Annotated in this window: 11 protein-coding genes and 3 pseudogenes; 9 read left to right on the forward strand and 5 right to left on the reverse strand. The window is 58.3% G+C overall.

The genetic code is table 11. From position 1 onward, the window contains the following. Together EN862_RS32695 and EN862_RS32700 are read right to left on the reverse strand one after the other, a co-directional pair. Window positions 1–553: pseudogene (locus EN862_RS32695) on the reverse strand (dienelactone hydrolase-related enzyme); the annotation flags it as partial. Further along, window positions 543–2,156, reverse strand: coding sequence for a hypothetical protein (locus EN862_RS32700; protein ID WP_127868719.1), 1,614 nt, complete (start codon window positions 2,154–2,156; stop codon window positions 543–545). The pseudogene EN862_RS32695 and the gene EN862_RS32700, both read right to left, overlap by 11 nt. Before the next feature lie 439 nt (window positions 2,157–2,595). Here EN862_RS32700 and EN862_RS32705 point away from each other — a divergent pair, with 439 nt between their 5' ends. Then, window positions 2,596–2,841 (forward strand): hypothetical protein, encoded by a 246-nt coding sequence (locus EN862_RS32705; RefSeq protein ID WP_127868720.1) that lies wholly within the window; start codon window positions 2,596–2,598, stop codon window positions 2,839–2,841. A 392-nt stretch (window positions 2,842–3,233) separates the two neighbouring features. Beyond that, window positions 3,234–3,575, forward strand: a complete 342-nt coding sequence (locus EN862_RS36610; protein WP_210235697.1) for a hypothetical protein — start codon at window positions 3,234–3,236, stop codon at window positions 3,573–3,575. 12 nt (window positions 3,576–3,587) lie between these two features. Here EN862_RS36610 and EN862_RS32715 read toward each other — a convergent pair whose 3' ends face one another. The 3 genes from EN862_RS32715 to EN862_RS32725 form a co-directional block, all read right to left on the reverse strand. Further along, entirely contained in the window at window positions 3,588–6,656 is a 3,069-nt protein-coding gene (locus EN862_RS32715; protein WP_127868721.1) for an efflux RND transporter permease subunit, read from the reverse strand. Window positions 6,657–6,667: 11 nt separating this feature from the next. After that, complete coding sequence (locus EN862_RS32720) at window positions 6,668–7,915, reverse strand: efflux RND transporter periplasmic adaptor subunit (protein ID WP_193771618.1); 1,248 nt, start codon at window positions 7,913–7,915, stop codon at window positions 6,668–6,670. A gap of 104 nt (window positions 7,916–8,019) precedes the next feature. Next, the gene (locus EN862_RS32725; RefSeq protein WP_127868723.1) at window positions 8,020–8,874 is read right to left on the reverse strand and encodes a MipA/OmpV family protein; all 855 of its coding nucleotides are present in this window, start codon (window positions 8,872–8,874) and stop codon (window positions 8,020–8,022) included. A 231-nt stretch (window positions 8,875–9,105) separates the two neighbouring features. Between EN862_RS32725 and EN862_RS32730 the strand changes: the two genes are divergently transcribed. From EN862_RS32730 to EN862_RS32755, 7 genes and pseudogenes are all read left to right on the forward strand, one after another. Beyond that, the gene (locus EN862_RS32730) at window positions 9,106–9,852 is read left to right on the forward strand and encodes a response regulator transcription factor (RefSeq protein ID WP_127868724.1); all 747 of its coding nucleotides are present in this window, start codon (window positions 9,106–9,108) and stop codon (window positions 9,850–9,852) included. Then, a complete protein-coding gene (locus EN862_RS32735; protein ID WP_127868725.1) occupies window positions 9,845–11,164 on the forward strand; it encodes an ATP-binding protein in 1,320 nt (439 codons plus the stop codon). Before EN862_RS32730 ends, EN862_RS32735 begins: the two co-directional genes overlap by 8 nt. A 176-nt stretch (window positions 11,165–11,340) precedes the next feature. Beyond that, window positions 11,341–11,526, forward strand: a pseudogene (locus EN862_RS32740) (IS6 family transposase); the annotation flags it as partial. Window positions 11,527–11,583: 57 nt separating this feature from the next. Beyond that, a pseudogene (locus tag EN862_RS32745) lies at window positions 11,584–11,790 on the forward strand (IS6 family transposase); the annotation flags it as partial. Between the two features lie 122 nt (window positions 11,791–11,912). Next, on the forward strand, window positions 11,913–12,077 hold the full coding sequence (locus tag EN862_RS36375) for a hypothetical protein (RefSeq protein WP_193771619.1): 165 nt from the start codon (window positions 11,913–11,915) through the stop codon (window positions 12,075–12,077). Between the two features lie 97 nt (window positions 12,078–12,174). Further along, window positions 12,175–14,889 (forward strand): glycosyltransferase family 39 protein, encoded by a 2,715-nt coding sequence (locus tag EN862_RS32750; protein ID WP_127868726.1) that lies wholly within the window; start codon window positions 12,175–12,177, stop codon window positions 14,887–14,889. Further along, complete coding sequence (locus EN862_RS32755; RefSeq protein WP_281035870.1) at window positions 14,886–15,152, forward strand: sensor histidine kinase; 267 nt, start codon at window positions 14,886–14,888, stop codon at window positions 15,150–15,152. The genes EN862_RS32750 and EN862_RS32755 overlap by 4 nt, the downstream gene beginning before the upstream one ends. Window positions 15,153–15,289: the final 137 nt, after the last annotated feature.

Below are 15,289 nucleotides of genomic sequence, written 5' to 3' on the forward strand. Positions count from 1 at the left end.
CTTCGCTCTTCAACCACCGTATGAGTTTTCGCCCATCCAATACTCCCTGCCTTACAGATTGAATTGTTCGCCCGATATTCGGGCTAAGCATATAATCTGCATGCAGGGAGCCGGGACGGCTGCGCTCGAAGTGATATGGCATGGCAATCTCGACAACCGTGATGCCACGCCGCGAGAAAAAGTTGGCAATCTGACGGTTCCGCGCGCTTGCATTCCAATGGTGAAAGATCACCATCGCCTGATCGAACGACCCGCTTTCTGTGATTTTCGCCCAGACGACATTGTTCTCTTCAATGTCAGTAGAAATATCCGATGGAAATTTGAGCCACCCATCTTTCCTTTCAAAACCCTGATCGCTCTCACTCGGCTCACCGAAAAAGGCTGGATCAGCCGCGGCCTGGTCCGCAAGGACACAAAACTCCTCGATACTTGCTACATTCTTCGCGCCTGGAAAGGCGCGTTCCGCGTCAAGGACGAAATCCGTTGTTTTCTTTCCTTCCTCACCGCGTCGCGCCCGCTGCTCATCCCAACGATCAAGCCAACTATGATACACTATGATTGTTTCCTAACTTACCCGCTCGCCATTCCCCAAATCCGGGATCAATTAGCCCGTATATCGCGAGCAGCGCTCCAACGCCCAGAAGGATCGAAAAGCCAGCAAATGCATCGATCAGCAAGTAGCTAGCAACGAGTAACACCACGACCGCAGACATCTTCCACAAAGGCACATGAAACCGACTTCCGACACCCAAACGGATGGACCCATACAGAAAAACAAAACAGGTAGAAATAACGATAAGAAGGCTGCTATAATGCGTCGGCATTCTATAACCGAACCCGTCGCTCACATTATTGCCCCCATACAAGGCTGAAGACATATCGCCGATCAACCAAGCCACAATATTTTCTCCACGCGATGTCAGGTATGAGCTTTGGGCCTTCATGCATATGGCGATCAGAACCCCCAAAACAGTGCATCGAAAAATCCCACGCATCACCCTGAGGCCGACTTCATTGACCTCATGTTGATAATCCATCTCCGGTCGACTCTTCGATGCCTCACCAATTCTCCGAAGGTCATAGACCACCGTATAAAGCAAAATGAGACCGACAAAGAAAAGATAAAAGCACAGGCACATGTATAGGTAAGCGAGACCGGTGAACACGACCGCCTCCGGTACCGATATGACCTCAGGGCGCACAATCGCTAACTTTCCCCAATCCGTCGCATAGTTGCCACCGCCTTTCATCAGCGGGAGCAAACACACGCCGATCCACTGAAAAAGACCGGCGAACACCACACAAATCAAAAAAACCGCCCAATATGTATACGACGAAGCTTCTACGCTGCGTGTCCAGGCATAGTCGCTTTCCATCCGGTCGCCCTGCGATACAAGTTTTATGCGACCATCGCCTTTCCAAAAGGCCAACAATTCTATCACGAAGGCAAAAAACAACGGCAAAAACACCATAAAGTCGAGCATCCAATTTGGCGCCCAAAGAAAGCCAACCTGCTTAACGAGGCCATCCGACCGTACGTAAGTAGCGTTGTGGATACCCGTAATATACGACAAGAACCCAAGGGCAGTGATGCCCGCAAACACCGACGCCGGTAAATTCAAGGGAGATCCGCGACTAAAAATCGCCTCCGACGCCCTCGCCAGACTAAAACGCCGGCTCGGCCCCTTGGCGTCAGTGCCCCGTGCGAGCTCTGCCGGGGAGTCTAACTCATCATCGAAAGTCGCAGCCCGCGCCTTATCTGGAACCTCCGGCGCAACGGTGTTTCCCGCTCTCTTCCATTCTCGCCTCTTGGCCGTTAACCGCGATTGCGCCGCACTCAGCTCCATCTGCCATTCGCTAGTTGCCACCGGATCATCGCACCCAAAAACCCTCGCCAGCCAACGAATGTTGGCAGCGCTAATCCCCTTCTCATTCTCTTGAAACCAAAGCTGCACCGTTCGCAGATCGACCCCAATCCGGTTGGAATCAATCTGTGAGATCGCCTCTGCAAGAAGCTCGGGCGTCCATGGGCCTGCAGGAAACCCGTCTTTGCCCAATGGCCGACCCGCACCCGCCGCCACTAATCCTTTGAATAATTCTTTGAAATCACTCCCGTCTCTTGGCGGAGGGAGAAATAACTTTCCGTTCTTAAACAATGACTTACAGGCTCAGGTTTCATTTCGTTTCGCTAGGCTTCGTATCCTATCGTGCCCTCTTCCCTGATCAAGGTTTTTATCGACCCGATGCAACTAGCGGTTTGTCTCAATGAAAGGGGAGAAAGGGCTCTGCCCTCTCTCCCCAGCAAGCTGAAAACCGGTCTTCCCCATGCTTCTGCCTTTGGCCCGCAGCACCAGCCGGGAATCCGCGGACGAATCCCCGGCTGGCCCTTCGGGTTGGGCGATCGCCCTTCCGGTTTTCTGCTTGCCCCCCTCTCTCCCGCTGCTCCGCGCGAGCTCGGGGAGCAGGAGCGGGGCTCCTGCCCCTTTCGGGCAGAAGACCGCTTCGCGGGTAAGGGAAAGGCAGCTTGGAAGGAGCTGAGGCGAAATGTTTGAAACTCGGACAGAGAAGGGGCGACGTACCCTTTCGGAGCTGAAGTTGGCTGACGTGACCGAGCGTCACATGGCGACACAAAAGGCATCTGCCATCGTTCCCGACGGGGAAGGGCGACGGGTGTCCGAAGAGGCGATGGCGCGCCGCGAGGTGACCATGTATCGGCCGGCCGATCACAAGGAGTCGATCGGCAAGCTCGTGTATATCGCGGCGTACCTCATCGCCCAGCGCAAGCGCCTCGAAGAGGAGGAGCTGGCGACCATTCTGAAAATGGCTGCGCCCGTCGGGTGAGCTTTCGACCATGGGGAAAGTCCGCCGCCCAGGCGAGATTAAGCGCAGGCGTTTCCGTGAAGGACTGTCACAGTAGATCAGTCCTTCCATGGACTAGTGGTGGAAATCTGACGCTTGGTACCGGAGTCGAAATACCGGTTTCGTCCCCTTGCAGACCTTCCCTGAAGGCGGGCCGAGGGAGTGTCGTGACCCGAAGCCGCCGCTCCCGCCACGCTTCAAGAACGACTGCTGTGCGCCCCATAACGGTCATCGAGCCCCGGTCGCTGTTGCGGCAAAGCGGACATGACGCAGTGACAACAAGGGGCCTAGTTGCCCTGGTTGCACGCGAGGCCGCCATTGTGCTTTAACTCGCTCAATGGAATGGTATAGGGGCGGGTCTTGGGGCGGAACACATGTATCCGAGCGGTCCGTTTCGCCGCTCGCTGGCCTTGGCGATGACGGTCATCGCGTCGGCCTTTCTGGCAGCGGGCGTTCTCCCCGCCGCCGAAATGGAGCGCGTGCCTGCGGGCAAGGTCGACTTCATCTTCATCAAGGGCGCGATCACCGAAGGCGACGGCCATAAATTCGGACAGCTTGCGACTGAGACCGACCAGCACAAGCTCCAGATGATGAAGCTCATCGGCGATGTGGCAATTGCCCCGGAATCGATCGCTCGCGGCGTCGCCTATGCGATCGAGCAACCGGACGATGTCGATGTCGGCAGCATCGTCATAAGGCCCACCGCTCAGGGCTGAAGTCCTGGCTGCCTATGACTCGACCGTATGAGCTTCGGAATTGATCATCATTCCACCAATGCGCTTGAGCCTGTCGCTTGCTCCGGCCATAAGGACATGGATCGCCGGAACGACGATGAGCGACAGCATCGTCGATGCCACCAGTCCTCCGATGACCGCGACCGCCATCGGCGCTCGGAATTCGCCGCCGATCTCGTGACCGAGCGCGGCCGGCACCATGCCCGCGGCCATCGCCAGAGTCGTCATGGTGATCGGCCGCAATCGCTCGGTGCATGCCTCGATGGTTGCCTGGATGCGCGGCAGGCCCGACCGTTCCAGTTCGATGGCGAAATCGACGAGCATGATCGAATTCTTCACCACGATCCCCATCAGCATCAGGATCCCGATGACGACAGGCAGCGACACCGGATAGCCCGTCACGACCAGGGAAGCGATCACCCCTCCGACCGCCAGCGGAAGAGGCGTGATGATCGTCAACGGCGTCAGCGGGCTTCCGAACAGCAAGATCAGCACGATCATCACCAGGCTCAGCCCGCCGATCATCGCGAATGCGAAGCTGGTGAAGACGTTGTCCTTCGAATCGGAGTCGCCGGTCGCCTGCATCTCGACGCCCACCGGCAAGGATTTGACGGAAGGGAGCTTCTTCAGCAGGGCAATGCCGTCGCCCTGCGTAACGCCCGGCTGAAGATCCGCGCCAATCTCGATCCGCCGCTGGCGTTCCATGCGCTGAATGACCGAAACGCTTTCCCCCTCCTCGAAACGCGCGGCCTCCTCCAGCGGCACCATTGCGCCCGAAGCCGTCGTTATCCGCAGCTGCTTCAGTTTCTCCACGCTGTCCACCCCATCGTCCGCGACGAGGGTCCGGATCGGGATCAGCCTTCCCTTGTCGTTGAAGCTCGGAAGCTTCGAGTCGGAATCCCCTATCGTCGCGACCTTTATCGCCTCGGCGATCTGCGAGGCGCTTATGCCGAGATCGGCAGCCCGGCCTGGCGATACGTCCATGCGGATTTCGGGCTGCCGCGACGACTCGGACGATGTCGGATTGACGTAGACCGGGTTGGAACGCATCTCCCTGAGGATCGCCTGTGCCGTCCGCGACGCCTCCTCGCCATTGGTGCTAAGGATCGCAAACGAGACAGCCCGGCCGCCGCGGTCGTTGATGAATTCAAAGCGAAGATCGGCAATCATTTTCAGCTCGGCATCGACCTTCTTTTCTATGTCGTCGGGCCTGAGCTTCCTGTGTCCCCTGTCCCCGACAGAGATTGTGATGACCGACTTGCGGATATCCCGCACGCCATCCGCCCCGGCCCCGGCGCGCACGAAGACAGTCTTCACATCCTCGATCTTTCTGAGCCGCTGGGCGATGACATCCGAAGCCGTCTCGTTTTCTGCCAGTGTCGATCCGGGCGCAAGCTCGATCGAGACCGTTATCCGACCGGTATCCTGCGCCGGCAGAAACTCGGTCGGCAAGCGGGTGGCAAACATGATCGACAGCGCGAACAGGCCGGCAGCAAGGCCCGTCGTCGCCCATCGCGATCGGATCACCGTCGCCAGCAGCATCCGGTAGTATTTCATCACGGCGCCCTCCCTCTCCTCATGCGGGGCGCCCGAAGACTTCAGGAAATAGGCGGCCATGAGCGGCGTCACCAGCCGCGCCACAAGCAGCGAGAAGAAGACGGCGATGGCGACCGTCAGGCCGAACTGCCGGAAATACTGCCCGATCTCCCCGCCCATCAATCCGACGGGTGCGAACACTGCGATGATGGCGGCAGAGATCGCGATGACGGCCAGCCCAATTTCATCCGAAGCGTCGAGAGCGGCCCTGAAGGCAGTTTTCCCTAAGCTCCTATGGCGAACGATGTTCTCGATCTCGACGATGGAATCGTCGACGAGGATGCCGGTCACCAGCGTGATCGCAAGCAGGCTCAGCATGTTCAGCGAGAAACCCGCCAGCTCGATCGCCCAGAAGGTCGGGATCGCCGAAAGGGGAAGGCTGATGGCGGCAATGGCGGTCGCCCGCCAGTCGCGCAGGAACAAGAAGACGACGACCACGGCGAGGATCGCGCCCTCGACCAATGTGCTGCGGGCGGAGAGGAAATTCGCCATCGTCTGCGTGACGCTGTCATCGACGACCCGGAACACGGTCCCCGGCATCGTCGCCGTGATCCCGTCAAGCGCGGCAGCGACCTTCTGCGCGACGTCCACATCCCCCGCCCCGATCGTCTTGTAGACGGTAAACCCTATCGCCGGCTCGCCATCCAGCTGCGCAAAGTCCTCCCGCTTCTGGATCGTATCCGCCACGGTCGCCACATCGGCAACCGCCACCGTCTTTCCCTGCGGCAGGGTCAGGCGGATCGATCTCAGATCATCGAGAGACTTCACCGCCGCCGCGGTCGCCAGAGTCTTGTCCCGGGCATCGACGTTGGCGCGCCCGGACGGCAGGTTGAACTGGCTTGCCGCGATCTGGTCGCTGACGGAGGTCGCGGTGAGACGCAGCGCCGCGAGCCGGTCTCCATTCAACTGGACATGGATCTCCCGCTCGACGGTGCCGACCAGTTCGACGCGCCCCACGCCCGGCAGGCCCTGTAGCTTGCGGATGACGACGTCGTTGACGAAATAGGACAGCTCCTGGGCCGACATCGACGCATTCTTGACCGAATACACCACGACCGGCTGGTTTTCGGAATCGACCCGATCGATGATCGGTTCGTCAATCGCTGCAGGCAGGCGATCGCGGATCTTCGTCACGGCATCCCTGACATCGGACATGGCCCGGTCGATCGGTACGCCTATTTCGAATTTGACATTGGTCTCCGACCGGCCCTCCGATATCATCGACTTGATATGCTTGATCTTCGGCAGCACCGCGACGCTGTCCTCGACCAGCTTGGTGATCTGGACCTCCATTTCTTCCGGCGATGCCGCAGATTCCTCGATCGTCACCTTCACTTCAGGAACGTCGACCGTCGGAAAATAGGTGATGGGCAGCGTCTGGTAGCTTCTCAGGCCGAGACCCGTCAGCAGCAGGAACAGCAGGACCACCGGGACGGGCGTGCGGATCGCCCACGCTGAAATGTTCATGGATCGCACCGTCAGTTCTGGTTGATATTCGCCGAGGCATCCGCCTGCTCCATGACGGGGATCGCTTCGTCTCCCACATCCATGAAGCCGCCCGACTTCAGCACCACCAGGTCGCCTTCGTCGACGCCCGTCCGGACCTGGACAAGTCCGCCCCGGCGCACGCCGAGCGAGACCGCCTTCCGTTCGATGCGGTTGTCCTTGAGAATCGTGATCGATGGCGTCTCGCCGGTATTCGTGATCGCGGACGACGGAAGGAATATGCCGGCCCTGCTTCCGACATCGATCTGCGCCGAGGCGAAAGCGCCGACCGGCGCAGCTGCGCCGCCATGCGGCAGTGGGATACGCGCCCGCCCGAGGCGCGTACCGTCGGCAAGCGCCGGAGCGATGAATCGGACGGCGCTCTTCAAGGTCGAGGCTCCGTCATCCAGCGAAATGGTCGTGGATGCTCCCACGGAAATGGAATTGAACTGCGCCTGCGGAATTTCCGCTTCCAGCTCGAACTCATCGTTATTTGCGATCACGAAGAGCTGCTCGCTGGACGACGAGGTGACGCCGCCGACTTTCGCCGACCGCTTGACGATCCTGCCGGCCACGGGCGCGATGATCTTCGTGTAGCTGAGTCGCAATTCTATGTCCTTGCGCGCTGCCGCAGCGGTCTCGACCGCAGCCTGCGCCACCTTGACGGCCTGCCGGCTGGAATCGACGGTGACCTCCGCTCGCGCAAGCGCCTTCTGACGTTGTTCGAGAGCTTCCTGCGAAAGCACCCCCTTGGGGACGAGCTTCTCCGCACGCCGAAGATCGGCCTCCGCCTCGTCCCTGGAGATCATCGCGCTTTCCAGCGCGCTGAAGGCCTGTCCGAGCTGGGCGGGCATGCTGCTGCGCTGGGCATCGTTTTGCAGCAGCTCGATATCGAGCTTCGAGGCGTCGAGCGTCGCCAGCACCTGCCCCTGCGCCACCAGGTCGCCCTCCTCGGCACGGATGGAATTGATCTTGCTTCCTTCAAGGTCGGCGTTCACCAGCGTCGTCTCCCTGGGAACCACGGTTCCGACCGCCGACACGGTCTGCTCCAGGACCTTTTCGCTGGCGGCGACCACCGTTACGCGCGGCGCCTGCCCGTCGGCGGCAAGGCCGCGACCCGGAAGGCCCGATGCCGCAAGCACAAGGACGAGCGATATCCTCTGACCGACCTTCATGAACCGAAGGACCTGGCCTTCCTGCCGCTGGCAGGATGCGCTGTAGGCGGAGATGGGGAGCGTCATGCAGTATTCCTTGCCAATGATTGGTCTCATTGCCGCGTGGGCGGGATCGAGACGGCCCCGCCAGGGGAATGCGATTGTGTCGCGGCGGGACCGTTCGGGGGGTGTCAGAACCGGTAGCCGAGCACGAGCATCGTCTTGGACTGGACCTTCTCCTTGACGATCGGGCTATCCGCCGCATCGCCGACCAGGAAGCCGACGCTCTCCTGGCCTTTCACCACCCAATTCTTGTTGATGAGATACGTCGCCGAGGCCGAGACATCGACGCTCTTGATCCCCGCGCCGGCCTTGTACTGCGAATAGCCGGAGCGAGCCGATTGCCGGCTGTCGACGCCGAAATAGGCTTCCATGTAGTTGTCGTCCGCAAATGTGGCGGAGGCCTCGGCGCCCAAAATAAGGTGCTCGGTAATCGGCTGGGAGATGGACGCGCCGGCCTTTGCCAGCAGCCCATCGCTGCCGCCGATCGTCTTGTCGACCGACACGAAGAGGCTGGCCGGGCCAAAACTGTAGGTTGCCTTGCCGCCGACCGTCACGCCGAAATCGACGTCGCCCATGCCGCGCAATGCATCGGCATCGTCTTCCTTGCGGCCGCTGTCGTAACCAACATTCACGTCGAATCTCAAAGGCCCCTTCTGCAGCGCCTTCACGTCGATGCCGCTCGGATCGATGGTGATCCGGTCGAAGAACTCGGCCGAGATGAACGGGATCGGCGACACCTCGAACTCGTCGCTGCCTTCGTATTTCGGCTGGTAGGAGGCGCCGGCGCCGACGATCACATGCCAGTCATGCAGCGCCTGTCGAACCGGGCCGAAGCGCGCCGGGTCCGGAGGAGGCTGGGGAGAGGCATCCTGCTCGCTCGTGAAATCGGCCGCCGCAGCGGCGAACGGCGAGAGGAAAAGCGAGGCGATTGCCGCATAAAACAAGCGGGACCGGTCCGCAGTCTTCTGGATAGAGGCAGACATGAATGCTCCAAAGGTTCGATTGCGCGCCTTCCCCGAAGTCAGCAATTCGGAAGCGCGTTACGTCTCGAAGAAATGGCATGAGAACGGGAGACTGCGTGTTGGATAATGTTAAGAGTTATTGCTGATGGACGATGGCAGGCGGCGACCCGAAATATTTCTTAATATTGCAAGCCCGCGGCGGTGGCGGGGCCATGCTAAGGATACCGTATCTGAACGGAGGTTCTGTGTTTGGTGGACGACAATGCCCGCTCGGCATTCGAAAGGCCGAAAATCCTGATTGTGGAAGACGACCCCCCCATCGCCGAGATGCTGCGGGACAGCCTGATCGAGCAAGGAATGACTGTGGAGATCGCAGGCGACGGTATGGCCATGGATGCAAAGATGCGAATCATCGGATTCGATCTTGTCATACTGGACATCATGCTGCCTGGCGAAGACGGCCTGAGCCTCTGCCGCCGGCTTCGCGCGAATGGCAGTATACCCATCTTGATGCTGACCTCGGTGAGCAGCGACATCGACAGGATCATCGGCCTCGAAATCGGCGCGGATGACTATGTGACGAAGCCCTTCATCCTTAGAGAACTCATCGCCAGAATCAGAAGCCTGCTTCGCCGGTCGAGTTTCTCAGCCCGGCGGGATGTCGGGCATATGCCGAAATTGCTGCGCTTCGACGGCTGGAGGATCGATCCGCTGCGCCGTCAGGTTCATGATCCAAGCAATGCCAGGATCACCATGACCACGCACGAGTTCGATCTGCTGCTGGCATTCTGCCGCAACGCCGGTCGGGTTCTGACCCGCGAACAGCTGCTCGCGGTCACCCATGCCGGCCTTGCGGGACCGATCGAACGGAGCATCGACGTGCATATCAGCCGCCTTCGGCAAAAGATCGAGCTCGATCCACGCGATCCGGTTCTGGTCAAGACCGTCCGCCTCGGCGGATACATGTTCACCGCGCGGGTGGAAGAAATCGATGCTTAGCCGCCTGCGTCGTATCCCCACGACCATCCGGGGCCAGATCACCATCATCATCCTGATCGCGCTGGTGACCGCCATAACCATGGGCGGGGCGCTGGAGCACTGGGCCAAGAAAAGTTATACCGGCCCTGACCTCGAGGACATGGCGCGCAAGCTGGATGCGATCGCCGAACTCCTGCGATCCGCCTCGCCCGACGAGCGCCAGATAATTCTTGCCAATGTGCACCGGGCAGGTTGGGAAATATCGCTGGCACCGATATCGACGTTTGACCGGTTCACCCATTCGTCAAGCGTCCAAAGTATCGCGGATGCGATGGCGGACTGGTTTTTTCCGCCCGACAACGATCCACCGCCGCTTGGCGGCTGGCGGACATTCCTCGACGACCGGCGTGTGATCGCGGTAAAGATCGATGACGATACCATCCTCCTTACCTCCGATTTTCCCAACTCCCTGCTGACCAACGCGCTCCTAGCGCGCGGACCGTATTACTTCGTCGCCTTCGTTGTCCTGATTGTCTTCTTCTTCGTCTTTGCGATCAGGGCCATTACGGAGCCCATCCGGCGGATCGCCGACGCGGCGACGATGTCCGACGTCAGTATCGGCTCCCCGATCTTCGAGGAGAAAGGCACTGTCGAGATCGTCGCGCTCGCCCGGGCGTTGAATGGGATGAGGCGCCGGATCAGACAGATGATCGATGCCCGCACCCGAATGCTCCGCGGCATTGGCCACGATCTGCGCACTCCCCTCACCCGCATGAAGCTGCGGGTGGAACGCATGGCCGAAAGCGCGGAGAAGAACGCGCTTCTGACCGATATCGACCGCATTGAGAAGCTGCTTGTCGAGAGCCTGAGCTATCTGAGAAACGACTACGCGAACGAGGCTCCGGAGCTTGTCGATGTGGCCAGCATCCTGCAGACGGTCTGCAGCGAGTTTTCAGATGTCGGCGCCGCTGTCGCCTATATCGGCCCCAACAAGCTTGCCGCCAGATGCCGGCCGCTTTCAGTCACACGCGCCGTCACCAATCTCTGCGACAATGCGGCCAAGTTCGCTCACAAAGTGGAAGTCAGACTGACAGAGCAGCCGGACATGCTGATTATTTCGGTTGAAGACGATGGACCGGGCATTCCGAACGAACTCATCGAGCGAGTCGTGGAACCGTTCTACAGAGCGGACACATCACGCTCGGCGTCGCCAGGAGGCTTTGGGCTTGGCCTCTCCATCGTCGCCGATATCGCGCATTCCCATCATGGCTCGCTTCATCTGCGACAGCGCTTTCCGCACGGGCTGAGCGCTCTTTTGACGATCCCGCGTTGAGCTCTGCTGCGCGGATAAATAAACGATCTTCCCCTTGAATTGAAAGACCTTTCTGCTCGCCGCGGGCAGAATCCAAGTGTCCGGGGATGGTCAAACTTTGCATGACAACGACGTGATTTGAGGTCATAAAGGCATAGGCGGTGGCGTCGCCTTAACGGATTTTGCTGATCGAGGTGATATTCGACCAGCATGACCGAAGAACCGCTTACCCGTTACCACGTTTTCCAGCCGAGATTATCACCCATGCCGTGTGGCTTTATTACCAATTTCCGCTGAGCCTTCGCGATGTCGAAGACCTGCTTGCCGAACGCGGGATTGAAGTGTCGTTTCAGACACTGTCGGAATGGGTGGTGAAATTTGGCCTTAGGTTGGCATCGTCAACTTAACGGAATGTGGAACTCGATGTGCGATGACAGGCCATGACAGGCCCTGATACACTCTACCGCCGCCATCGCTTTCCCGGTGAAATCATTGCCCGCGCCGTGTGGCTGTATTTCCGCTTCCCTCTCAGCTTGCGAATGGTCGAGGACTTGCTGGCTGCCCGTGGGGTCGTGGTCTCGCATCAAACGGTCCGGCTTTGGGCGGAGAAATTCGGGCGTGCCTTCGCCAGCAAGATCCGCCGTCGTGCATCGGGTCGTCGCTGCCCTTATCGCAGCGACTAGCGTCGCGCTGTTCCACCCGCGTCGCTTCGGGGTGCAAAAACTAAGCCGCGCGATCAGTCGGTTGGATGTCGAAAGCGGATTGCTCCATGGCTGCTTCTCTGTCGGCCTTGCAGCAGGGCCGGGGCAAACCAACCGATCAAGTCGAGCACGTGCTTTCCCAAAATCCGTTATCTCTGGGTCGCCGTGCCGTCGTCGTCATCTTCGGCGGCTGCATAGCCCTTGAGGCAGCCTATGAACGAAACAAAGCTTAATAACACTTAACGATCCCCGTTCCCACCAGCAGCTATCCATTCGTTATCGCGCCAACCGACGCGATCGCGCATTTGCTGTCAATTGCTGGAGAACCTCTTGCTTCAAAATCGTATTCAAAGCCTAGTAACAGGGCAAGCTTACCCGTTTGATCCGGTGCCAATCAAACTCGAGGAACACCGTTGCTCGGTTTCAATCATTATCCCAACGCTGAATGAAATCGAAAATATCGACAACATCCTTGCCGATATCATCTCTCAAATGAGCGGTGACTACGATTTTGAGATCATCGTCGCTGACGGAGGATCAAGAGACGGCACAATCGACCAGGTAGTGAGATGGCAAACGGATGGGCCAATCTCGTTCGTGCAAGGCGGGGGATCAGGAGGTCTGGCTGCTGACGTCGTCGCGGCAGCGCATGTTGCGAAGTTTCCGATCCTCGTGGTGCTTGACGCTGACGGTAGCCACCCGGTGGCTGCGTTACCTGGCTTGATAGCACCAATTTATGTCAATGAATTCGATATGGTTATCGGTAGTCGCAATATGGAAGGCGGTTCGATGGATGGATGGCCGCTTCGCCGCCGCATCCTTTCCCGCGTCGGCGGGGCACTTGCCTGGCCGTTTACCGATGCCGCAGATCCGATGTCGGGATTTTTCGCAATCCGCCGCGAGTCCCTGCTTGCCGTCAGCGCGAAAGCCGAGGGATTCAAAATTGCGCTCGAAGCAATCAACGCTGGCGGCGATACGCTGAGAGTGACTGAAGTTCCTATTAGATTTACCGATCGCACAAGGGGGACTTCCAAGATTGGAATTCGGCAATTTGCTGCTTATCTACGGCGGCTCTATCAGTTCTCTGGAGGATCGGATCTTTCAAGAGGCACGAAACGGTTTGCAATCGTTGGCGCAATGGGTTTCCTGATCGATCTCCTCATTGTAACGGTCTTGCAGGATCTTGGTGCGAACCTGAGAATGGCCAATGTTTGCGGCTTTTGTTTCAGTGCGACTTTCAACTACCTGGCCAATGCGCGGTGGTCATTTCCAGATCGCCAACACTACGGACATGGGGTGATCCGCTACCTGCTGGTAGCAGCACTTGCGCTGGCGATCCGCACGGGTTTTTTGGTTGACGCGACTGCGTTTGCGGGCCTGCCGAAATGGATGGGTATTGTCGCAGGAATTCTCGGAGGCGGTATAGTAAGCTACATAGGGAGCGCGTTTTTCATCTTTCGCACAGGCGCCTATCGATCTGGTGCAACCTCTTGGAAACTCAAGGCAATAGCCATTTTTCTCTACGTTGTTGTGCTCCGGATTGTCTACCAAGGAAATATCGACCTTATTCCGGAAGAAGCTTACTACTGGAATTATGCGCAACATCTCGATTGGGGCTACCTAGATCATCCGCCAATGGTCGCGTGGCTTATGTGGATTGGCACGAAGCTTTTCGGCGCCTCCGAATTCGGTGTGCGAGCCGCTGCAACGGCATGCTGGATGGCGACCGCCTATTTTGGATTTCGCCTCGCACTCAATCTCTTCGGGCGAACAGAAGCATTTATCACAGTAATACTGATTTCCACTTTGCCGTTCTTCTTCGCGATTGGATTGGTGATAACGCCTGATGCGCCCCTTACGGCGGCCTGGGCGGGTGGATTGTTTTATCTTGAACGCGCCCTCATTGGAGAACGGCGCAAAGCCTGGATCGGCGCAGGGATCGTCGTCGGTTTGGGGATGCTTTCCAAATACACGATCGCGCTGCTTGTTCCGGCGAGTCTAGTCTTCCTAATTCTCCGGCCTGAGGCTCGTCGCTGGCTGCTGACGCCTTGGCCATATCTTTCGGCATTTATCGCAGCGCTGCTTTTTTCGCCTGTCATAGGTTGGAATGCAGCCCACGATTGGGCGTCGTTTGTATTCCAAGGCACTCGGAGATGGACGGCGGCCTTTCATTTCTCGTTCCATTCTCTTATCGGGTTTGTTACTCTTTTAATTGGCCCCGTAGGACTTTTTTCGGTGGTGATCACGCTGTGGAGATTGGCTCGTAGCCAAGATCGTCTCTCGCACTCGGTTAGATCAGCGTTCATTCTAACCTACACTCTTGTCCCTCTCGCCGTTTTCGTCATCTTCAGTCTCTTTCACGGAGTGAAGATGAATTGGACCGGCCCCCTCTGGCTCGCCGCTCTGCCGGCGATCGCCCATTTTATTTCGACGCATGTTCGCGACGCGCGGCCGACACGGCTTGTACGGTCCTGGAATTTCAGCACGGCCTTCAGTCTCATCTCATTTTCAGCCATCCTAACTTACGTGGCGATTGGCTTACCTCTGTTGAACTACTCGGGCAGCCTTCGCGGGCTGCCTGTCGCTTGGGAGGAATTCGCTGAGAAAGCAGAACAGATTGGCAACAAAGTCGCGGCAGATACCGGCAGTACACCGATGCTGATCGGGATGGATACTTACCATATCGCAAGCGAACTGGCCTTTTATCTTCGCCGCAATACCGCATTGGAAATGATCACAAGCCAAAATTTGCTTGGCGGAAACGGACTAATGTTCCGTGAATGGCTTCCTGACACCTCATTCGGTGAAGGGCGCGTGGTGGTTATGTTCGGTTTCAAAGCTTCAGATATCGCTGACGAAGTGGTTGCCGATCGCTTTGAAAGCACTGGGCCGGTCATCAAGAGTATTGTTATGAAAGGTGGTTCTATCGCGGGAGAATTTTTCTATCGCGTGGGATACGGCTTGCGCGTCCGTAGCGGGTCATCGTCAACAATGGCCGGCACCTTTGCGACAACGCCACCAAATTTGCCGCGCATGTGGAGGTGAGGCTCGCCGAACGCGCCAAGACGCTGGTCATTTCGGTCGAAGACGACGGCCCCGGCATTCCGGAAGATCTTGTCGAACGGGTTGTGGAACCCTTCTTCAAGGTCGACACGTCGCGCCCGGCCTCGGAAGCGGGTTTCGGTCTTGGCCTTTCCATCGTCTCCGACATAACGCGTTCCCATCACGGTTCGCTTCAACTGCAGCGGCGCACTTCACAAGGGCTAAAAGCCGTTTTGGAAATACCCAAGATAATACCTGCGCTCTAACCGCCGCGTACAGAACAAGGCTTTGCGCTTCAACATAAACTGCAACAAAACGAAGCCCTGGCGGGGCCGCGGCAGATGCTACCGATCAAACGTCTGGACAAACGGAGATCGGAAACATGTGGTGGCGTCGCCTTAAC

The sequence above is a fragment of the Mesorhizobium sp. M2E.F.Ca.ET.219.01.1.1 genome (genome assembly GCF_004016445.2).
In the GTDB taxonomy this organism is placed as follows: domain Bacteria; phylum Pseudomonadota; class Alphaproteobacteria; order Rhizobiales; family Rhizobiaceae; genus Mesorhizobium.

Excerpts from the sequence above, each read along its gene's own strand:
- EN862_RS36610 (WP_210235697.1), top strand. The coding sequence starts at position 3,234 with ATGTATCCGAGCGGTCCGTTTCGCCGCTCGCTGGCCTTGGCGATGACG.
- EN862_RS32715 (WP_127868721.1), bottom strand. The coding sequence starts at position 6,656 with ATGAACATTTCAGCGTGGGCGATCCGCACGCCCGTCCCGGTGGTCCTG.
- EN862_RS32720 (WP_193771618.1), bottom strand. The coding sequence starts at position 7,915 with ATGACGCTCCCCATCTCCGCCTACAGCGCATCCTGCCAGCGGCAGGAA.
- EN862_RS32725 (WP_127868723.1), bottom strand. The coding sequence starts at position 8,874 with ATGTCTGCCTCTATCCAGAAGACTGCGGACCGGTCCCGCTTGTTTTAT.
- EN862_RS32735 (WP_127868725.1), top strand. The coding sequence starts at position 9,845 with ATGCTTAGCCGCCTGCGTCGTATCCCCACGACCATCCGGGGCCAGATC.
- EN862_RS36375 (WP_193771619.1), top strand. The coding sequence starts at position 11,913 with ATGGCTGCTTCTCTGTCGGCCTTGCAGCAGGGCCGGGGCAAACCAACC.